Raw genomic sequence first — 18,916 nt, 5'->3', positions numbered from 1 at the left:
TATTCGTTAACCCCCGGTATATTCACGTTCGGGTGTTAACGATGGCCATGAGGGCACATCGGCTTGAACAAGGATGTTGCATGAGAAAGCTTCGTTTGCGAACCATTTTTTCGGCTGCGTTGCTGTGTGCGGGGATAAGCACATCGGCGGCCGCTGCAGAACCCGGGATGTACCTGTACAACTGGTTCGGGCTCCTCGCCCCACAGACTCCCAAGGAGTTCGAGCGGGACGCTGGCATCAGGATTCACATGGATGCGTTCGACAGCGCTGAAATCATGCAGAGCAAGGTCATGGCCGGGCGTACCGGATATGACGTGGTCGTGGCAACCTCCAACGTGTTGCCCAGCCTGATCCAGGCCGGCGTCCTGCAGCCGTTGGATCGCAGTCAACTGAGCAACTTGGCGCATATCGACCCAGATCTGCTGGCCCAGGTCGCGGTCAACGACCCAGGCAACCGTTATGCCGTGCCTTACTTGTGGGGAACCACGGGCATTGGCTATGACGTCGATAAGGTCAAGGCGGCGCTGGGCGATGATGCACCGGTGAATAGCTGGGACCTGATATTTAAAGAAGAAAACATCAGCAAGCTCCAATCCTGTGGCGTGGCGATGCTCGACTCGCCAAGCGAGATCATCTCGATTGCCTTGCATTACCTGGGACTTCCCAGCAACAGCAGAAACCCGGACGATTACCAGAAGGCTCAAGCCCTGCTGTTGAAGATCCGTCCCTATATCCTCTATTTCGACTCGTCCAAGATCGACACCGACCTGGCTGATGGCAATATCTGTGTTGTCGTGGGATGGGCCAACGGTGCCCTTGCTGCACAGGCCGTTAATGAAAAGGCCAACACCGGCCGCAAGATTACCTACAGCCTTCCTCGCGAGGGGGCACTGGTCTGGTCGGAAAACCTGGTGCTGCTAAAAGACGCTCCCCATCCGAAGGAAGGGCTGGCGTTCATCAACTACATGCTGCGCCCGGAAGTTATTGCCAAGACTTCAAACCATACGCTCTATCCTAATGCGAATAAGGATGCCACGGAGTTTGTCGAACAAAAGTTGCGGGACAATCCGTGGATTTATCCAGACCGGAAAGTCGTTGCTGAATTGGTTCCGCTTGAGCCATTACCCTTGAAACTGGAGCGAATTCGCACGCGGGTCTGGACCAAGGTGAAGAGTAGTATCTGATCCGGACCGATCATCTCAATGATTGTTCTTTGCAGGCTTTCACCCTCTACGAAAGCTTGCAAAGAGTTAAAGCAGCAAGTCGTGTCGATAAGAAGTTACTGGGAAATGCAAGGCGCTCCTCGCAAGTGTCTGCATGTCGTTGAACAGTCAATTACTTGTAATTGTTTACTGTTGTTCAAGCCCTGTTGGTCGCAATGGTGGCGAGGCAGTATCAGATTGATTCGCCCTGGACGTGGTTCTTCAAGTAGAGCCATGCCTGCATTGCTGTCCGCGACAGCATCAACTCAACACTTCATCCAATACGAGAACAGTGGATGCCCAGACCAGCCCATCAGACATGTTTCAGTTTGACAATCGACGGTCTCGAGCGCGACGTTCAAGTGCTCGCATTTAGTGGTGAGGAGGCAATCAGCAAGCCTTACTTCTTCAATATGGAGTGGCTTGCAAACCCTGGCCTGGACCTGGAAAGCCTGGTCGACGCCGAGGCGTTTCTGGGTTTCGACCCGCAGGGTAGGGGAATTCATGGGCGGATCTACCACATCGAGCGCAGTGGCGATCGCTACCGAGCGGTCCTCGTTCCGCACCTGTCCTATTTGCGCCACCGCATCAATCGCAGGGTCTATCAAGGATTCTCGGTGCCGAAAATCGTCGCCCTGATACTGGAGGAGCACGGCATCCTGGGCGATGCCTATCGGTTGGAGCTGAAGGCGACCTATCCCCAGCGTGACTACCGCACCCAATACGATGAAACCGATCTGCACTTTATCCAGCGTTTGTGCGAAGAGGAAGGGATTCACTTTCACTTCCAGCACAGCGCTCAAGGTCATGTGCTGGTATTTGCCGACGACCGGACGGCTTTTCCCAGGATCGGGCAGGCCACGGCTCTAGCACAAGAGAACGGCTGGGTGGCTGGCGAACACATCCAGGTTCCGGGTGCGCGCACCCTGGAGCGCCGCTACATGGTTCATCGCCAAGTCGAGGGGCAGAGCAAACAGGTCTACCTGCACAGTGGCCATGTGGTGGAATGCTCGGATTGCCCAGGCCAGGGCAACGATCTATGGCTGCTCACCCAGGTCTTCCATGAAGGCCGGCAACCCGAGGCCTGGGACGACAGCGTCGAGCCCGGCGACGATGTGCTCCAGGGCTATCGCAACCGTTTTACAGCGCTGGCGTGGGAGGTGTTCCATCGTCCCCCCGTGGTTCATCACAAACCCCAGGTTCCAAGCAGCCAGGTCGCGGTGGTCATCGCCCTGGAAGATGAAGAGACACCCGGTGAGCCGCGTCCTGGACGGGTCAAGGTGCGATTTCCCTGGGACCGTGAAGGTCGCTTTGATGACAAGAGCAGCTGTTGGCTCGTTGGCGCCGCCAGCGAATGCGGCCAGGTGAAGCCCTTGCAGGTCGGGGAGGAGGTCACGGTCACCTTTGTTGACGGTGACCCCGATCAACCGCGGATCGGCGGCTGCCTGTGCTGTCGCTGAAAGGACCAGCGCATTGCCTTGTGCGCGACCTGGTATTCACCGAGCGGCGAATGTTTTACCCGTGACGATGATCGAGTCCTCTTGCAGGTAAAGGTCGGTGATGTCGTTGATCACGACGTCGAGGCCGACTGAGTTCGGAAACAGCGAATAGAACAAATCAAAGTACAGGTAGTCCCGGATCAAGCGCGCGGCCAGGTCGGGATGGCTTGTCAAAAGTGTCCTGAAACCTGGGTAGTCGATCGCTTCCAGCTCCGGGATGTCGATAAAGCCCTGGGCCAGGTCATCGCTCTGGCATTGGGCGGTAAAGCTGTCGGCGTGGTCCAGGAAATCCGGTGGGAGTTCACTGTGGCTGATGCGCAGCTCATAAGGGGTTGCTGCGATGGCCAGCGCTTCGCCGAAGCCCAGGCTGCGATAACCGACGCTCTTCGGGTCGATGACTTGACCGGCCAAGGTGAATTTCATGGGGTGATTCCGGTTTTCCAATGGGGTGAGCGTTTGTCGACCTGATCCTTGTGGAGCTCCCCGAACCTGGCGGCCGCAGGGTATCGAAGCGTGCGCATTCTCACATTGCTACCTATGCCCATGCCACTGTTCACATTCTGTCATCCACTCTCTGGCAGTATCGCCAAGCCTTACACCACCCATGACCATCCGCAACGGTTCAAGGAATGCAGTCGCGAAATCCAGGCGGTCCAGCACCGTGGAGCACCTACTACGAGCATCACAAGGAGCGTCCGGCCTCATCGCTGCTTCAGGCTGCGATGGCGCTTGCAAGCCTTTCGACAGGTTCGGCAAGAGCCATTGACCTGGGGTGCGGCGCTGGTAACGAAACCCGTGCCCTGATGGCGGCAGGGTGGGATGTTCTGGCGATAGACCAGGAACTTGGTGCAATCGAAAGGGCCAGGGCCATCGGCGCAGGCTTCCCATGCCGCGAATGCGTCGCTGTCGTGCAAAGGTTCGAGGACCTTGTGGCATTGCCGGCGGCCTCATTGATCCATGCCGGCATGTCGATGCCATTTTGTCATCCGCAAAGCTTTGAAAAATTCTGGGCCACGGTCAGGGCTGCCCTGCTTCCCGGAGGGATCTTCGTGGGCCAGTTCTTTGGCGACAGGGATGGCTGGGCGGGCGATCCGTCGAGAACGTTTCACTCCGAGCCAGAGGTTCGTGCCTTGTTTCTCGATTTCGACTTGATCCACGTCCAGGTCCACGAGTACGACGGCCCCAGCCTGCGAGGGACCAAGCATTGGCACCGGATTGACGTGATCGCCCAACATCCCCTGTAGCCGCTGCCGAGCCTGTGATCGCCCGCCCAGCGGCCGTGGCTCCCTCTGTATCTGGCCTAACGCGGCGCCCCCGGCCGCACCCCTGCACAGCCTGCAGCAGCGGCTACACGAGCCTGTGCGGTGGTTGTAGCCCCTCCATATATCCAACCCAACGCAGCCTGCGGCAGCGGTTGAATTGCTGTGATGGCAGTTTGATTTTCAGGTTGTGAATGAAGCTTTTATGACAAAAGTTCGGTAGCGCATAGCCACTTGGGTCTTGGGTATGTAACGCGCTTGAGGGGGCCGCAAGGCCACTTTTTTAAGCCGAGGCGGGATGCCGGGAGTGAGGCTATGGGGACTATGGAACGCTACTCGAAAGTGGGCATGCAGGAGCTGGACCAACGGCTGTCGAAGATTGTCGAAGCGGCTCGCAAGAAGCCGGTCTCGGTCTATCGCTATGGCGCTCCGTGGGTCTGGATCGTGTCCCAGGATGATTGGCAGGGGGCCTTGAAGGAGGTGTCCAGCTACATCCCGCCGGGGCATTCGCTGGTGTTGCTGCGCCCGCAGATCGAGGAGTTGCTTGATCAGCAGGGCGACCTGTTCCTGAGCCTCCATGCCGAGGCCGGTATGTTCATCGCGCCGCGTACGGTGATGCACATCCTGTTGTTGCAGCTTTTGTACTCGGTCCAAAGCGAACAGCAGCTTTACGAACAGCTCAACTACAACCTGCTGTTCCGCTGGTTCGTCGGCCTGGGCCTGAACCAGAAGGTCTGGAGCTTCAGTGTCTTGAGCCGCGACATCGCCACGCTGCTGAACAACCCGCAGGCCGTGCAACTGATCCACAAGATCATCGGTGAAGTGTTCTGCGGCGCCCTGCTGCAGATGCCGGAGTTTTCGCTGAACTTCGCGCTGCTGCATACCTGGCTGGCACGCCACGACAACACCACGATCACCAGCAATTGAATCGGCCAAACGCTGTGCAAACGGCGACGGCAATGCGCGTGCGCGCGCCAATTTTCAGACTTCTAGGGGGCGGTGTGGAGCATCTGGGCAAATCAGGACGACCGGGCAGTGGCGGGCGCTGGTGGCCGTTGTGCGGTTGGTTGACGCTATTGGCGCTGGCGCCGGTGGTGCAGGCCGAGGAGGCCGGGCAGGCCGCCGTGGCCGAGACGGCACCAGCCAAGCTGGTGGACGTCAACGAGTACTTCGTACGCGGCAATACGGTGCTCGATGCCCGGGCGATCGAGGAGGCGGTGTACCCGTTCCTGGGCCCGCAAAAGGCCTTGAGCGATATCGAAGGCGCTCGCGATGCCTTGCAGAAGGTCTATCAGGCCCGGGGCTACCAGTCGGTATACGTCGAACTGCCGGAGCAGAAGGTCGAGGACGGCATCGTCTACCTGCAGGTCAGCGAGACCAAGGTCGGTCGTGTGCGGGTCGTGGGCGCCAAGCACTATTCGCCGGTGGAGATCCGCGACCAGGTGCCGGCGCTCAAGGAAGGCCAGGTCCCGGACTTCGCCACGGTGCAGAGCCAGCTGGCCGGCCTCAATCGGGGAACGGGGCGCCAGGTCATGCCGTTGGTGCGCGAGGGCCAGCGCCCGGGAACCATGGATGTGGACCTGCAAGTGGAGGACCAGAATCCCTGGCGCGCCAGCCTCGGCCTGAACAACGACTACAGCGCCGACACCGAAAAGCTGCGCTCGGTGGCCAGCGTCGGCTACGACAACCTGTGGCAACTGGGCCACAGCGTGTCCCTGACCTTTTTCACCGCCCCCCAGGACACCGAGAATGCCAAGGTCTGGTCCGGTTCCTACACCGCGCCGTTGACGGATCGCTGGAGCCTGCAGTTCTCCGGCTACCAGTCCGACAGCAACATCGCCACCGTCGGCGGCAGCAATGTGCTGGGCAAGGGTCACTCCTATGGATTGTCGGCGATCTACACCCTGCCGGCCTCGGGCAACTGGGCCAACTCGTTTTCGCTGGGGGTGGACTTCAAGGACTTCAAGGAAGAAGTGCGCCTGGGCAACAGCCGCGATGAGATCCCGCTCAAGTACGCCCCGCTGACCTTCGGCTACAACGGTTACCGCTACAGCGAAAAGTCCCAGCTGGGCCTGGGGTTGAACCTGGTGATCGGTACCCGGCGCTCTTTCGGCTATGGCAGCGAGGCCCACGAGTTCCAGTTCAAGCGCGATGAAGCCAGTGCCAGTTTCTCGGTGCTCAAGGGCGACCTGAACTTTACCTACACCTTCGACAACGATTGGCAGTCGGCATCCAAGAGCGCCTTCCAGCTGGCCTCGGGGCCGCTGGTGTCCAACGAGCAGTATTCCGCCGGCGGTGCCACGTCGGTACGCGGTTACCTGGCCGCTGAACGCACAGGAGACGAGGGCTACCTGTTTTCCCAGGAGCTGCGCACGCCGTCCCTGGCCAAGTTCCTCGGCAGCTACGTGCAGGAATGGCGCTTCTACGCCTTCGCCGAAGGTGCCCGCCTGAGCCTGCATGAGCCCCTGCCGGAACAGGACGACGAATACAGCCTGGCCAGCGTCGGCCTGGGCACTCGCGCCAGCCTGAGCAAGTGGCTGTCCGGCAGCCTGGACTGGGGCTACCCGCTCAAAGACGGGCCCAACACCCAGAAACACGACCCGCGCGTGCACTTCAGTGTGCAGGCGACGTTCTGACTTTTTACGGAGAACCCCTTCCATGCAACGCTTATTCCTGAGCCTGTTGATCTGCCTGGGCTTCGTGCTCCCGGCTACGGCCCATGCCTGGTGGCAGGACGACTGGCACTACCGCAAGCAGATCACCGTGGACACTACACCCCAGGGCGCCGGCATCAACGAGGCCTTGGGCCGCACCGCCTTGCTGGTGCGCTTGCACACCGGCAACTTCACGTTCGACGGGGTCAAGGAAGACGGGTCCGACCTGCGGTTTGTCGCCGCCGATGACAAGACCGTGTTCAACCACCAGATCGAGAGCTTCGACCCATTGATGGGCATGGCGCTGATCTGGGTCGATGTGCCCAGGGTCGAAGGTGGCCAGCGCCAGGATATCTGGATGTACTACGGCAACCAGAAGGCCCCGGGTACTGCCAATGGCCAGCTGACTTTCGATCCCAGCTATACCGCCATCTACCATTTCGATGGCAGCAATGGCACGCCCGCCAAGGACACCACCGCCTACGGCAACACCGCGCAGAACGCCACTGGCGCGGCCATCGAGGGCGTCATCGGCCGTGCCTTGCAGTTCAGCGGCCAGCCGCTGCTGTTGCCGGCCAGCCCGTCGCTGCAGCACAACGCCGGTGGGGCGTTCACCTTCAGTGCCTGGGTACGCCTGGACCAGGCCAGTGGTGAGCAGCTGTTGCTGGCCCGTCGCGAAGGTGCCTCCAGCCTGCTGATCGGGGTCAACCAGGGCGTGCCGTTCGTGGAAGTGGATGGCCAGCGCGCGGTGTCCACCCAACCGTTGAATCCGGGGCAATGGCAACACCTGGCCTTGAGCGGGGAGGGCAGCAAGCTCGCCCTGTACGTCAATGGCCGCGAGACCGCGAGCCTGGCCCAGGCCATCGCCAGCTTCAACTCGGTATTGGCCATCGGTGCCGACCTGCCGCCGGCCCCTGGCGCCGAGGCCAGTCATTTCCTGCCGTTCACCGGGGCGCTGGACGAGTTGCGGCTGTCCAAGGTGGTACGACCTGCAGCGCTGATTCTTGCGGATGCAAGTTCCCAGGGGGCCGAGTCGAAGCTGGTGGCCTACGGCGTCGATGAAGAACAGTCCGGTTTCGGTTTCGGCAGCCTGGGCTTCCTGCTCAAGGCGGTACCGATGGATGCCTGGGTGATCATCCTGGTGCTGGTGGCGATGATGATCCAGTCCTGGGTCATCATGCTGCGCAAGAACCGCATGGTCAGCCGTGTCAGTGCCGCCAATGCCTTGTTTCGCGAGCAGTTCGCCAGGGTCGGCACGCGCCTGGAAATGTTCGCCGATGACCAGGCCCTGGCCGAGCGCCTGGAGCAATCCTCGCTGTGGCGCTTGTACCTGGTGGCGGTCAAGGAGATCCGCACCCGCCGCGAGCAGGGCGCCGATACCTCGTCGGTGTCGGCGGCCACTATCGAGGCCATCCGCTGCTCCATGGACGGGGTGCGCACCCGCGAGAACCAGCAACTGAGCGCCAAGCTCTCGACCCTCTCCAACGCCATCGCCGGCGGCCCCTACATCGGCCTGTTGGGCACGGTGCTGGGGATCATGGTGGTGTTCCTCGGTACCGCCATGGCCGGCGACGTCAACATCAATGCCATCGCCCCGGGCATGGCTGCGGCCTTGCTGGCCACCGCCATGGGCCTGTTCGTCGCGATCCCGGCGTTGTTCGGCTACAACCGCCTGATCACCCGCAACAAGGAAGTGGGGGCCGACATGCGGGTGTTCGTCGATGAGTTCATCACTCGCCTGGCGGAACTGCATGGCGAGAGCCAGCAGCACGAGAACGCCCACTGGCGCGTCAGCCACAGCAACGCATCGGTCCCGGCCTGAGGAGAACTGCCATGGCTTCCGTGAACGCCTCCCATGACGACGAAGACGATGCCGCCGTCGACAGCATCAATATCACGCCCCTGGTGGACGTGCTGATGGTGGTGTTGGTGATGTTCATCCTCACCGCCACCGCCCAGGTCTCGGGCATCCAGATCCATCTGCCCAAGGCCAGCGCCTCGGTGTCCCTGTCGGAGGCCAAGACCAAGGCCATTTCGGTGAACGATGGCGGCCAGGTGTTCCTCGACGCCTACCCGGTGACCCTGGGCGAGCTGGAAGAACGCCTGCGCATCGAGAAGGCGCAGAACCCCGACTTCCCGATCATCGTCCGCGGCGACGCCACGGTGCAGTACCAGAAGGTCATCGAAGTCCTCGACCTGCTGCGCCGCCTGGAGTTGTCCCAGGTCGGCCTGGTCACCGGCAAACCCCAGGGCTGAGTCATGACCGCACAACAACCGATCCAGCTACCGCCCGTTCAGCGCAAGCCGAGAGTCGTGCGCGTGCTCAAGTGGGGTGTCGGGCTGCTGCTGGCTGGCGCTGCCGCCTGGCTGCTGTGGCAGTGGGCCAACGACATGGCCGGGGTGCGCCGGGAAGCGCCGAAGGTGCCGACCATCATCCCGTTGCCGCCACCACCGCCGCCACCTCCACCGCCGCCGGAAAAGCCCAAGGAGCCAGACCCGGTGGAAGAAAAGGTGCCGGAGCCCGAACCCACGCCGACCCCCGAGGAGGTCAAGCCGGAGGAAGAGGCGCCGCCATCGCCGGCGGACGACCTGGCCAACCCGATGCAGATCGACGGTGATGCCCAGGCTGGCAACGATGCGTTCAACATCGGCGCCGGCAAGGGTGGCGGCATGGCCGGCTCCGGTGGCGGCGGCCTGGGCACCGGAACCTACAAGCAATACCTGGCGGCGACTTTCCAGCGAGTGCTGCGCGAGGACCCTGAGCTGCGCAAGAAGGCCTATGCGCTGCAGGTGGACCTGTGGCTGGGCGCTGACGGCCAGGTCACCCGGGTCGTGCTGGCCCATTCCAGTGGCGATGCCCAGACCGACGAACAGGTACTGGCGGCACTGCGAGCTACGCCGCGCTTGAAGGAACGCATGCCGGCTTCCCTGACCTTGCCTGTGCGCCTGTCCCTCAAGGGCCGGCGCCCGGATTGATCGAACCTCTTTTGCAGTTTCTACAGGAGTTGTGTGCAGATGATTTCCACCATGAATCGATTGACCCTGGCGCTCGGCATGGTTGCCCTGACCCTGGCCGGACAGGCCACGGCCGCCGCGACCGCGCCCTCGGAGAACGCCACGATCAACCTGATCCGTCTGTTGGTGCAGCAGGGAGTGCTGAAGCAGGAGCAGGCCGACGGGCTGATTGCCCAGGCCGAAAAGGAGGCCCAGCAAGCCCGCCAGGCCAACGCTACAGTGGCTGCGGTGGCCGCCAGCGGACCTGCGGCAGCGCCGGGAGACGTGCGGGTGCAGTACGTACCGGCGATTGTCCGCGACCAGATCCGCGACCAGGTCAAGGCCGAGGTCATGGCCACCGCCAAGCAGGAGAACTGGGCCCAGCCCAATACGTTCCCGGATTGGGTCTCGCGCATCACCTTCGATGGCGACATTCGCCTGCGTAGTGAGTCGCGGTTCTTCGCCGACAACAACAGCAACGAGATCGTCGACTACGCCAAGCTCAACGACAGCGGCCCCTACGACGTCAACAAGGACACCAACAGCAAGCTGCCGCCGCTGCTCAACACCCGTGAAGATCGTGACAACCTGTTCCGCCTGCGGGCCCGCCTGGGGATGAAGGCGGTGATCTCGCCGGAATGGACCGCCGGCATCCGTATTGGCACGGGGTCGGACAACAATCCGGTGTCCACCACCCAGACCCTGGGCGGCGGCTTTGGCAAGAAGGACATTTGGCTCGACCAGGGCTACCTGACCTGGAAGGCCACCCAGGACCTGACCCTGACCGGCGGGCGGATCGCCAATCCGTTCTATTCCACCGACATGCTGTATTCCAACGACCTGAACTTCGACGGTGTGGCGGCGATCTTCAACCACAAGCTCAACAGCGACTGGGGGCTGTTCGGCACGGTCGGTGCCTTCCCGGTGGAATACACCAACGACACGGCCACCAGCAACGGTTTCGACAAGAACGAAAGCGACACCAAGTGGCTGTTCGGCGGGCAGATCGGCGCCAACTGGAAGATCAACCGCAGCAACAGCCTCAAGGGCGCACTGGCCTACTACCGCTTCGACGATATCGAAGGCCAGCGCTCCAGCCCCTGCAAACCATGGGCCGGCGCCCCGGGCTGCGATACCGACGGCTCGCGCGTGGCCTTCATGCAGAAGGGCAACAGCGTATTCCTGTTGCGCAATATCGCGCCCAACCCGGCCACTCCTGGCCTGACCCCGCAGCCGCAATACGTGGGCCTGGCCTCGAAGTTCGACGTGCTGGACCTAAACCTGGCCTGGGACACCGAGCTGCCCGATGACCTGCACCTGCGCACCCAGGGCAACTACATCCACAACCTGGCCTACGACAAGGCCGAAATGCTCAAGCGCAGCGAAGGCCAGATCGTCAACAACATCAATCGCAATGGCGAGTTCGAGAGCGGCGCCAATGCGCTGATGCTGCAGTTCACCCTGGGCAACGCCCTGGAAATGAAGAAGGCCGGCGACTGGAACCTGCTGGCTGGCTACAAGTACATCCAGCCCGATGCCTTGCCCGACGGTTTCAACGACTCTTCGTTCCACCTGGGGGGCACCAACGCCAAGGGCTACTTCCTGGGCGGCAACTACGGCATCGACAAGAACATCTACGCCACGGCCCGCTACATGAGCGCATCGCAAGTCTATGGGCCGCGTTATGAAGTCGACGTCATGCAGCTAGAACTCAACACGCGCTTCTAAGCGCAGGGAGGATGGTTATGAACAGCCGGACAAGGGCAGGGGCCCTGGGCCTGTTGCTGGCCTGTGGCGTGTTGGCCAGCGCGAGCGCCACGGCCGAGGGCATGGAGGAGCGCTTGCGTACCCAGTTGCGCAGCACCACCCAGCAACTGCAGGCCTTGCAGAGCGAGCAGGCGCAGGCGGCCGCCGCGCGGCTGGCCGCCGAGAATGCGGCCAAAGAGGCCCAGGCCCAGGTCAAGCAACTGAGCGCCGAACTGGCCAAGGTCCGCGGCGTGGCCGAGCAACTGGCGGGCCAGCAGCAGAACCTGCAGAGCCAGGCCCAGGCCCAGGCTGTGGCCAACAGCGAGCAGCTGGGAAAATTCAAGAAAGCCTACGACGAACTGCTGGTGCTGGCCCGCGGCAAGGAAGCGGAGCGCGCCAAGCTCCAGGCGCAATTGAACGAACGTGACACACAAGTGCAGCAATGTGCGGTCAAGAATCAGCAAATGTATGGCATCGCCAAGGAAATCCTCACCGCCTACGAGAAGATCGACGTGGCCGAGGTGGTGAAGATCCGTCAGCCTTTCGCTGGCAGTGCTAGGGTCAAGTTCGAGGAATTGGCCCAGGGCTTCGGTGATGACCTGTACCAGACTCAGTTCGACGCTCCCCGGGCGGCGAGCGCTCATTGATTACCAAGGAAGATATGAACATGACTCAAGCAACCTTGATTACCAGCGTAACCACCGACAGCCTGACCGAGCTTTTGCAAGGCGCCGGCTACAGGGTCAACCAGACCGAGCAGAACGGCATCGTGCAGTTGCTCAGTGCCAGCCAGGGCATCGGCTATGCCGTGCGTTTCGGCAATCCGGCGGGGGAGTCGGGACACTATGTGGACTTCACCTACAGCTGCGCCCTGCGGGTCCAGGGCGAGCTGCCGGCCGGGCTGGCCGAGTTGTGGAATGCTTCGCGGCGCTTCGCCCGGTTGTCGCTGCAGGGTGAATTCCTGGTGATGGAGATGGATGTGGTGGTGGCCGGGGTCAGTGACACTCACCTGCGCAGCCAGCTGGAGCTGTGGGATCGCCTGCTCCAGGAGTTCATCGTCTACCTGCGCGAGTACAGCCAGCAGGCCGCTCGCCTGCAGGCCCAGGCCGAACAGGGCGATGCGCCGCAACCTGCCAGTGCTGAAGAGGTAGCGGCCCTGTGAAGAAGCCGACCCTGGTGGTCGGTGCCGGGGCACTGACCCTGCTCGGCCTGGCGCTGGGGCTGGCCTTGCGGCCGGGCAGCGACCCGGTGGCGGCACAGCAGCCGGCATCGGCGCTGCTGCAACAGTCCCAGGCCAGTGGCCCGGCGGTGGCGCGCCTGGGCTCCCAGCAGGTCGCGGCAACGGAGCTCAAGGCCCTGTTCGCCAGCCTGCCCGAGGCGTCCGGCCAGCAACTGCGAGCCAATCGCCCGGCCCTGGAGGCCTGGATTCGCTCGCGCCTGGCGGAGAAGGCGGTACTCGAGCAGGCCGATGCCCAAGGCTGGCGCCAACGTCCGGACGTGGAGCAGCAGACGCGCGCAGCCACCGAGCAGATCGTCTTTCGCGACTATTTGCAGTCGGTCAGCCAGGTACCGGCGGACTACCCCAGTGCGGCCGAGTTGCAACAGGCCTATGACAGCGGCAAGTCGGCCTGGCAGACCCCACCGTTGTACCGGGTCAGCCAGATCTTCCTGGCGGTCAACGAGCCCCAGGCGCTGGAGCAAGTGCGGCGCCTGGCCCAGGAACTGAGCAAAAAAGCGCAGGCGGCCCCGGCCGAGTTCGCGGCCCTGGCCGCGCAGTACTCCCAGGACCCGGGCACAGCCCAGCGCGGTGGGGACTCGGGCCTGCAGCCCTTGCAGCAATTGGTACCGGAAGTACGTGGCGCAGTGGCCCGGCTCAAGGTGGGTGGGGTTTCCGAGGTGGTGCAGAGCGCGGCGGGCTTTCATGTGCTCAAGCTCACCGAGCAGCAGCCGGCACGCACTGCCAGCCTGGATGAGTTGCGTGACCAGCTGACCCAGGCCCTGCGAGCCCAACGTCAGGAACAGATCGCCAAGGCATACCTGGAAGGCATGCTCAATACGGCGACCCTGAGCATCGACGGTGCAGTGCTCAACCAGGTCCTGGAGGAAAAACTGTAGAAAACGGCCCATGTGGGAGCGGCACAAGCGGCGCCGGCCATCTTGCGAGGCTCGGCGCCGGCCGTCTCCCCATGTCCTCTCGACGGCGGGCCTACGACCGCCAATACCGGCGCAAGCCAAGGAAGCAACAGTCAACAAGACAGGGAGTCATCGATGTCATTTCTCGAACCTGCTCCACTCCTGGGGGGCGCGCCCTACACCGTTCCCCAGGAACCCCGGGAAGCCTGGCTGGCCCTGGCCGCCGGGATCGATCCTGAGGTCGCCCAGTATTTTCTGGTCAGTGCCCGCTGCGGTTGCTTCATGCAGGCCGCCCGCAGCCTGAACATCAAGGCCACGCTATTGCGCAAGCAATTGGCCTTGTTGGAGGAACACTTGCGGCGCTCGCTGTTCTGCTACCAGGGCAACGCCCTGAGCCTGAGCCGTGAGGGCCTGCAACTGCAGGCGCAATTGATCGCCCTGGCGCACCAGCGACGCTTGCCAGTGGTGGAGCAGCCCCTGATCCGCCTGGCTGTTGCGGAAACCATCCTGCACGACATTCTTGGGCGCGACCTGATCGCCTTGTTGCGGCGCAATGCCAGCGCACGCCTGGAGATCATTTCCATTGACAGCGATCTGTCGCTGCGTGCCCTGAGCGCCGACCTGGTGCTGTGGCTGGCCGCCGAGGATTCCCCGCTGCCGGGCCCCAGTTTCGCGATCCGCGAGCCCCAGCCCCTGGCGCGCATCGGTTATTTGCCGCATATCGCCAAGCGCTACTCCCGAGTCGCTGCGCGCCCTGACAGCCTCGATGACCTGACCGACTACATGCTGGTGCAGTGGCAGCACGATCGCCAGATCGAACCCTTTCGGCCCTGGAACAGCCTGGTGGAGCAGCGTTTGGCCGGGGTGGTGCATGTGCATTCCTATGAGCTGATGCTGGAAATGATCCGTTGCAGCGCCTGCATCGGCCTGCTGCCGCAGTACATCAGCCGTTTCGACCGTGGCCTCACGGCCTTGCCCGGGTTGTTCAACGAACACATGCAACGTCGCGCCTGGCTGGCGGTGAACGCCGAAGTAGAGCATGAGGAACAGGTGCAGCAATTGGTCGACCTGATACTGCACACCTTCACCGAGCGCCAGGAGTGGTTTGTCTAAGGGCCATTCATGGTTGGAGTGTTTCGACGTGCTCGCAGGCTGCCCATTGATCGGCGGCACCTTGCCGGAGGGTGGGGTGTCGTACGCAGTTGTAGCCGTCGCCACGGGAGCTGGTTGGTTTTGCGCTGAAGCTTAAGTGCAAGCCTGTATCGGAACATCCCACGTCGCCATACAGGCAATCTGGCATTCACTTGCCTGGCCAGAATAGCTTTGGGAGTTTTACACTCGGTGGCCATTTGTATAGCAAGGACGACTGCACCATGGCCAACGACCACCCCCGGATCATCATCGAGCGCGCCACCGAAGCCCATGTCGACGGACTGACCGTGCTGTACAGCACGCCCAGTGTGGCGGCCCAGACCCTGCAGATGCCTTATCAGTCCCGCGAGCTGTGGCGCCAGCGCCTGATCCAGCGGGCTGACAACGAGCGCCTGGTGTCCCTGGTGGCCCTGCATCAGGGCACGGTGATCGGCAGCTGCAGCCTGGAGCAGATGGCCCGGGTGCGCCGCGCCCATTGCGCGAGCATCGGCATGGGGGTGTCGCCGGAGTGGCAGCGCCAGGGCATCGGCAGCCGACTGCTGGCGGCGGTGCTGGAGGTGGCGGACAACTGGATGAACGTGCACCGGGTCGATCTCACGGTGTATGCCGACAACCTGCCGGCCATCGGCCTGTATCAGAAGTTCGGCTTCGAGAGCGAAGGCCGCCTGCGTGATTACGCGGTGCGTGGCGGCCAGTTTATCGATGTGCTGAGCATGGCCCGCCTGCGGCGCCCGGCCTGACTCATCCTTGCCGTCGGCTGTGGCAGCGCTCGGCCCCGATGGGGACGTCGCTGCAGCGCTTGTGCCTTTCGAAACACTCGGGGCGGCGCTGTGGGTCAATCCCCCAGGGCGAAGGCCACCGCTGCCCGTGCATGCAGCTCGGTGCTGTCGAGCAGGGGCAGGGGACTGTGCTCGGGCTTGAGCAACAGGCCGATCTCGGTGCAGCCCAGGATCACCGCCTGGGCGCCCTGGGCCTGCAACGAATCGATCACCTGCTGATACACCTGGCGCGACGCTTCGCTGATGATGCCCACGCACAACTGTTCGTAGATGATCCGGTGCACCTGTTGGCGCTGCGGCGCGTCGGGCACCAGCACCTGCAGGCCATGACCGGCCAGGCGGCTCTTGAGAAACTCCTGCTCCATGCTGAAGGCGGTGCCCAGCAGGCCCACCCGCAGGGTGCCGGCGTCCAGCGCGGCCTGGGCGGTGGCATCGGCGATATGCAGGAAGGGCACCTCGATGGCGGCCTGGATCTGGTGCGCCACCTTGTGCATGGTGTTGGTACAGAGCAGCACGCAGTCGGCGCCACCGGCCTGCAAGCGTCGGGCGCCATCCACCAGGATCGCCGCCGCATCGTCCCAGCGCCCGGCATGCTGGGCCTGTTCGACAGGGCCGAAGTCGAGGCTGTACATTAGCAACCGCGCCGAACGCAGCGGCCCCAGCCGGTCACGTACCTGCTGATTGATCAGGCGATAGTATTCGGCGCTGGATTCCCAGCTCATGCCGCCAAGCAGGCCGATGGTGCGCATGGGCAACTCCTCTGTAGTGCTGTTGTGTGAGCTTCAGTTTCGCGCTGCCACGGGTGGCGATCTATCAGGAAATTTCATATGCCCGGAGTGCTCGAACATCGCCTGCTGGATGCTCGCCTGGTGCTGCAACTGCTGCCGGCCGCGGCCTACAGCGCCCGCGACCCCGTGCAGTGGCAGACGTTGGGGGTGACCCTGGAGCGCCAGCGCGGAGTGCATGCCATCGACTCCGATCACCGAGAGGATTTTGACAGCTGGCCCGGCACCCTGGCCCTGACCCCAAAGGGGGTCGAGGTGTTTTCCGAGTCGCTAAGCGGCGGTGAATACCTGCTGGCCCGCTGGCAGGGCGAGGCACCCCTGATTGCCGGCGCGCGACGTGTGCAATGCCCCGGGCATGCGCGGGCCCTGGCCCTGGGCAGGGAGATGCGCCGCCTGCTGCTGGCACCTGTGCGCGATGTGCTGGCCCTGGAGCAGTGTGCCCTGGCCTTTATCGGCCTGCCCCAGGAGCAGGCTGGCGCTGTCGCGTCGATGCCGCGACTGGAGCTGGTGTTGCAGCAGATTGCCGATCAGTACGCGCAACCGCTGTCCCTGACGCAATTGGCAGTGACCTATGGCCATAACGAACTGCGCCTGCTGCGGGATTTTCGCCGGGCGGTGGGCATCACGCCCCATGCCTGGATCACCGAGGTGCGGCTGCAGGCTGCCCGCCGCTTGCTGGCGCATGGCGACCTGCCTTTGGCGGCGATTGCCCAGGATTGCGGTTTTGCCCATCAGTCGCACCTGGGCAGTGCCTTGCGCCATAGCCTCGGCATGACGCCCCGCAGCTATCGCCAGCGCTTTTGCATTTCCTAGCGCGGGCTCGCCGGCAAGGGGCGCCACTTGCCCGGTACGCATCCTGGCGGCCCATGCGCCGGCAAGCCGGCGGCTACATTTCCAGGTTGATCCAGCCCGGCTTGGCTTCCTCCGGGGCTACGGCGTCGACCTTCTTGCCGGTGGCCAGCTCCACTCGGCGGGCCACCTCCGGGTCGTCGGCGAAGGGGATCAGGCTGGCGTCATCCAGGCTCTTGGTGCTCTGGTGGCGCAGGCAGTACTCGATGCAGAGGTAGAGAAACGCCACCCCCAGCAGGTTGAACAGAATGTCCATCGTGTGGTGCTCCCGAGATTGGCAACGCCGGCCTCTGGGCCGGCGTGCAGGGGGGGTCAGGCGATCTGGGCGTCGTTCAGTGCCAGCCGGCTATCGGCCACGCGCACGGTGCGCCAGGTGTTGTAGGCCATCAGCAGCATGCCGCTGAGGAAGAACACGCCGCCGGCAAACCGCACCACGAAGCCCGGGTGGCTGGCCAGCAGGGCCTCGACGAAGGAGTAGGTGAGGGTGCCGTCTTCGTTGACCGCACGCCACATCAGGCCCTGGGTGATGCCGTTGACCCACATCGAGGCGATGTAGAGCACGGTGCCGATGGTGGCCAGCCAGAAGTGCAGGTTGATCAGCGGCACGCTGTACATCTGCTCGCGGCCGAAGACCTTGGGCACCATGTGGTAGATGGCGCCGAAGGTGATCATCGCCACCCAGCCCAAGGCCCCGGCGTGCACGTGGCCGATGGTCCAGTCGGTGTAGTGGGAGAGGGCGTTCACGGTCTTGATCGCCATCATCGGGCCCTCGAAGGTCGACATGCCGTAGAACGCCAGGGACAGCACCAGGAACCGCAGGATCGGGTCGGTGCGCAGCTTATGCCAGGCGCCCGAGAGGGTCATCATGCCGTTGATCATGCCGCCCCAGCTGGGTGCCAGGAGGATCAGCGACATGGCCATGCCCAGCGATTGCGCCCAGTCTGGCAGCGCGGTGTAGTGCAGGTGGTGCGGACCGGCCCAGATGTACAGGGTGATCAGCGCCCAGAAGTGCACGATGGACAGGCGGTAGGAGTACACCGGGCGCCCCACTTGCTTGGGCACGAAGTAGTACATCATCCCCAGGAAGCCCGTGGTCAGGAAGAAGCCCACGGCGTTGTGGCCGTACCACCACTGGACCATGGCATCGGTGGCCCCGGAGTACACCGGGTAGGACTTGAACCAGTCCACCGGGATCGACAGGTGGTTGACCACGTGGAGCATGGCGATCACCAGGATGAACGCACCGAAGAACCAGTTGCCGACATAGATGTGCTGGCTCTTGCGCTGCACCACAGTGGTGAAGAACACAATGCCGTACACCACCCAGACCACGGCCATCCACACGGCGCCGGCGAATTCGATCTCGGCGTATTCCTTGGTGGTGGTGTAGCCCAGGGGCAGGGTCACCAGCATGATCACGATCACCGCCTGCCAGCCCCAGAAGGTGAAGGCGGCCAGGCTGTCGGAGAACAGCCGTACCTGGCAGGTACGTTGTACCGCGTAGTAGCTGGCGGCGAACTGGGCGCTGCCGGCGAAACCGAAGATCACCAGGCTAGTGTGCAGTGGCCGCAGGCGGCCGAAGCTGGTCCAGGGCAGGTCGAAGTTCATTTCCGGCCATACCAGTTGCGAGGCGATCCACACCCCCATGGCCATGCCGATCACCCCCCATACCACTGTGGCGACGACGAATTGGCGAACCACCTTGTAGTTGTAGGCCTGTCCGATTGTTGCTGAGTTCATGGTCAATGCTTCCACGGTTGCAAGGTCTTGCCAGGCCACCCGGTCTGGCACGGGGTGCACTGTAGGAATCGAGGAAGAAACAAAACAGGCTCAGAAAAACAGCATTAATACGGATCAGATTTGG

At 62.9% G+C, this 18,916-nt stretch carries 19 protein-coding genes; 15 read left to right on the top strand and 4 right to left on the bottom strand.

The features are described from left to right. Positions 1-80: 80 nt before the first annotated feature. On the top strand, positions 81-1,184 hold the full coding sequence (locus tag I9018_RS17340; RefSeq protein WP_068587105.1) for a polyamine ABC transporter substrate-binding protein: 1,104 nt from the start codon (positions 81-83) through the stop codon (positions 1,182-1,184). 314 nt (positions 1,185-1,498) lie between these two features. Continuing rightward, a complete protein-coding gene (locus I9018_RS17335) occupies positions 1,499-2,662 on the top strand; it encodes a contractile injection system protein, VgrG/Pvc8 family (protein WP_241106994.1) in 1,164 nt (387 codons plus the stop codon). 36 nt (positions 2,663-2,698) lie between these two features. Here the strand turns inward: I9018_RS17335 and I9018_RS17330 are convergent, their stop codons facing one another. Next, positions 2,699-3,124, bottom strand: a complete 426-nt coding sequence (locus tag I9018_RS17330; RefSeq protein ID WP_124347764.1) for a hypothetical protein — start codon at positions 3,122-3,124, stop codon at positions 2,699-2,701. Positions 3,125-3,330: 206 nt separating this feature from the next. Between I9018_RS17330 and I9018_RS17325 the strand changes: the two genes are divergently transcribed. From I9018_RS17325 to I9018_RS17270, 12 genes are all read left to right on the top strand, one after another. Beyond that, positions 3,331-3,945, top strand: coding sequence for a class I SAM-dependent methyltransferase (locus tag I9018_RS17325; protein WP_124347763.1), 615 nt, complete (start codon positions 3,331-3,333; stop codon positions 3,943-3,945). Positions 3,946-4,275: 330 nt separating this feature from the next. Continuing rightward, a complete protein-coding gene (locus I9018_RS17320; protein ID WP_124347762.1) occupies positions 4,276-4,887 on the top strand; it encodes a transposase in 612 nt (203 codons plus the stop codon). A gap of 32 nt (positions 4,888-4,919) precedes the next feature. After that, entirely contained in the window at positions 4,920-6,596 is a 1,677-nt protein-coding gene (locus I9018_RS17315) for a ShlB/FhaC/HecB family hemolysin secretion/activation protein (protein WP_241106993.1), read from the top strand. 22 nt (positions 6,597-6,618) lie between these two features. Beyond that, entirely contained in the window at positions 6,619-8,436 is a 1,818-nt protein-coding gene (locus I9018_RS17310) for a MotA/TolQ/ExbB proton channel family protein (protein ID WP_068587093.1), read from the top strand. 11 nt (positions 8,437-8,447) lie between these two features. After that, positions 8,448-8,870, top strand: a complete 423-nt coding sequence (locus tag I9018_RS17305; protein ID WP_053129146.1) for a biopolymer transporter ExbD — start codon at positions 8,448-8,450, stop codon at positions 8,868-8,870. 3 nt (positions 8,871-8,873) lie between these two features. Next, on the top strand, positions 8,874-9,590 hold the full coding sequence (locus tag I9018_RS17300; RefSeq protein WP_068587087.1) for an energy transducer TonB: 717 nt from the start codon (positions 8,874-8,876) through the stop codon (positions 9,588-9,590). 39 nt (positions 9,591-9,629) lie between these two features. Beyond that, positions 9,630-11,336: a putative porin gene (locus I9018_RS17295; RefSeq protein WP_068587086.1), complete on the top strand. Its 1,707-nt coding sequence runs from the start codon at positions 9,630-9,632 to the stop codon at positions 11,334-11,336. A 17-nt stretch (positions 11,337-11,353) separates the two neighbouring features. Beyond that, positions 11,354-12,001 carry a DNA repair protein gene (locus I9018_RS17290; protein WP_068595636.1) on the top strand — a complete coding sequence of 216 codons (648 nt, stop codon included), beginning with the start codon at positions 11,354-11,356 and terminating at the stop codon, positions 11,999-12,001. A gap of 20 nt (positions 12,002-12,021) precedes the next feature. Then, the gene (locus tag I9018_RS17285) at positions 12,022-12,516 is read left to right on the top strand and encodes a YbjN domain-containing protein (RefSeq protein ID WP_068587084.1); all 495 of its coding nucleotides are present in this window, start codon (positions 12,022-12,024) and stop codon (positions 12,514-12,516) included. Beyond that, entirely contained in the window at positions 12,513-13,469 is a 957-nt protein-coding gene (locus I9018_RS17280; RefSeq protein WP_068587082.1) for a peptidylprolyl isomerase, read from the top strand. Before I9018_RS17285 ends, I9018_RS17280 begins: the two co-directional genes overlap by 4 nt. Positions 13,470-13,622: 153 nt before the next feature. After that, entirely contained in the window at positions 13,623-14,600 is a 978-nt protein-coding gene (locus tag I9018_RS17275) for a LysR family transcriptional regulator (RefSeq protein WP_068587073.1), read from the top strand. A 260-nt stretch (positions 14,601-14,860) separates the two neighbouring features. After that, on the top strand, positions 14,861-15,379 hold the full coding sequence (locus tag I9018_RS17270; RefSeq protein ID WP_068587074.1) for a GNAT family N-acetyltransferase: 519 nt from the start codon (positions 14,861-14,863) through the stop codon (positions 15,377-15,379). A gap of 95 nt (positions 15,380-15,474) precedes the next feature. On the opposite strand, the gene I9018_RS17265 is transcribed toward I9018_RS17270, so the two are convergent. Next, complete coding sequence (locus I9018_RS17265; RefSeq protein ID WP_124347759.1) at positions 15,475-16,167, bottom strand: aspartate/glutamate racemase family protein; 693 nt, start codon at positions 16,165-16,167, stop codon at positions 15,475-15,477. 78 nt (positions 16,168-16,245) lie between these two features. Between I9018_RS17265 and I9018_RS17260 the strand changes: the two genes are divergently transcribed. Then, positions 16,246-17,016, top strand: a complete 771-nt coding sequence (locus tag I9018_RS17260; protein ID WP_241106992.1) for an AraC family transcriptional regulator — start codon at positions 16,246-16,248, stop codon at positions 17,014-17,016. Between the two features lie 73 nt (positions 17,017-17,089). Here I9018_RS17260 and I9018_RS17255 read toward each other — a convergent pair whose 3' ends face one another. Both I9018_RS17255 and ccoN read right to left on the bottom strand, forming a co-directional pair. Next, positions 17,090-17,308, bottom strand: a complete 219-nt coding sequence (locus I9018_RS17255) for a cbb3-type cytochrome c oxidase subunit 3 (RefSeq protein WP_241106991.1) — start codon at positions 17,306-17,308, stop codon at positions 17,090-17,092. A 56-nt stretch (positions 17,309-17,364) separates the two neighbouring features. Then, positions 17,365-18,792: a cytochrome-c oxidase, cbb3-type subunit I gene (gene ccoN / locus I9018_RS17250; RefSeq protein ID WP_124347756.1), complete on the bottom strand. Its 1,428-nt coding sequence runs from the start codon at positions 18,790-18,792 to the stop codon at positions 17,365-17,367. Between the last annotated feature and the right edge of the window lie 124 nt (positions 18,793-18,916).

This window comes from Pseudomonas sp. MPFS (assembly GCF_022537035.1).
Lineage (GTDB): Bacteria > Pseudomonadota > Gammaproteobacteria > Pseudomonadales > Pseudomonadaceae > Aquipseudomonas > Aquipseudomonas sessilinigenes.
Note: the sequence above shows the minus strand (reverse complement) of the source record. Positions and strands in the feature narration are given on the sequence as shown.

Coding starts and splice junctions, on each gene's coding strand:
- I9018_RS17340 (WP_068587105.1), top strand. CDS start 81: ATGAGAAAGCTTCGTTTGCGAACCATTTTTTCGGCTGCGTTGCTGTGT.
- I9018_RS17335 (WP_241106994.1), top strand. CDS start 1,499: ATGCCCAGACCAGCCCATCAGACATGTTTCAGTTTGACAATCGACGGT.
- I9018_RS17330 (WP_124347764.1), bottom strand. CDS start 3,124: ATGAAATTCACCTTGGCCGGTCAAGTCATCGACCCGAAGAGCGTCGGT.
- I9018_RS17325 (WP_124347763.1), top strand. CDS start 3,331: ATGCAGTCGCGAAATCCAGGCGGTCCAGCACCGTGGAGCACCTACTAC.
- I9018_RS17320 (WP_124347762.1), top strand. CDS start 4,276: ATGGGGACTATGGAACGCTACTCGAAAGTGGGCATGCAGGAGCTGGAC.
- I9018_RS17315 (WP_241106993.1), top strand. CDS start 4,920: ATGCGCGTGCGCGCGCCAATTTTCAGACTTCTAGGGGGCGGTGTGGAG.
- I9018_RS17310 (WP_068587093.1), top strand. CDS start 6,619: ATGCAACGCTTATTCCTGAGCCTGTTGATCTGCCTGGGCTTCGTGCTC.
- I9018_RS17305 (WP_053129146.1), top strand. CDS start 8,448: ATGGCTTCCGTGAACGCCTCCCATGACGACGAAGACGATGCCGCCGTC.
- I9018_RS17300 (WP_068587087.1), top strand. CDS start 8,874: ATGACCGCACAACAACCGATCCAGCTACCGCCCGTTCAGCGCAAGCCG.
- I9018_RS17295 (WP_068587086.1), top strand. CDS start 9,630: ATGATTTCCACCATGAATCGATTGACCCTGGCGCTCGGCATGGTTGCC.
- I9018_RS17290 (WP_068595636.1), top strand. CDS start 11,354: ATGAACAGCCGGACAAGGGCAGGGGCCCTGGGCCTGTTGCTGGCCTGT.
- I9018_RS17285 (WP_068587084.1), top strand. CDS start 12,022: ATGACTCAAGCAACCTTGATTACCAGCGTAACCACCGACAGCCTGACC.
- I9018_RS17275 (WP_068587073.1), top strand. CDS start 13,623: ATGTCATTTCTCGAACCTGCTCCACTCCTGGGGGGCGCGCCCTACACC.
- I9018_RS17270 (WP_068587074.1), top strand. CDS start 14,861: ATGGCCAACGACCACCCCCGGATCATCATCGAGCGCGCCACCGAAGCC.
- I9018_RS17265 (WP_124347759.1), bottom strand. CDS start 16,167: ATGCGCACCATCGGCCTGCTTGGCGGCATGAGCTGGGAATCCAGCGCC.
- I9018_RS17260 (WP_241106992.1), top strand. CDS start 16,246: ATGCCCGGAGTGCTCGAACATCGCCTGCTGGATGCTCGCCTGGTGCTG.
- I9018_RS17255 (WP_241106991.1), bottom strand. CDS start 17,308: ATGGACATTCTGTTCAACCTGCTGGGGGTGGCGTTTCTCTACCTCTGC.
- ccoN (WP_124347756.1), bottom strand. CDS start 18,792: ATGAACTCAGCAACAATCGGACAGGCCTACAACTACAAGGTGGTTCGC.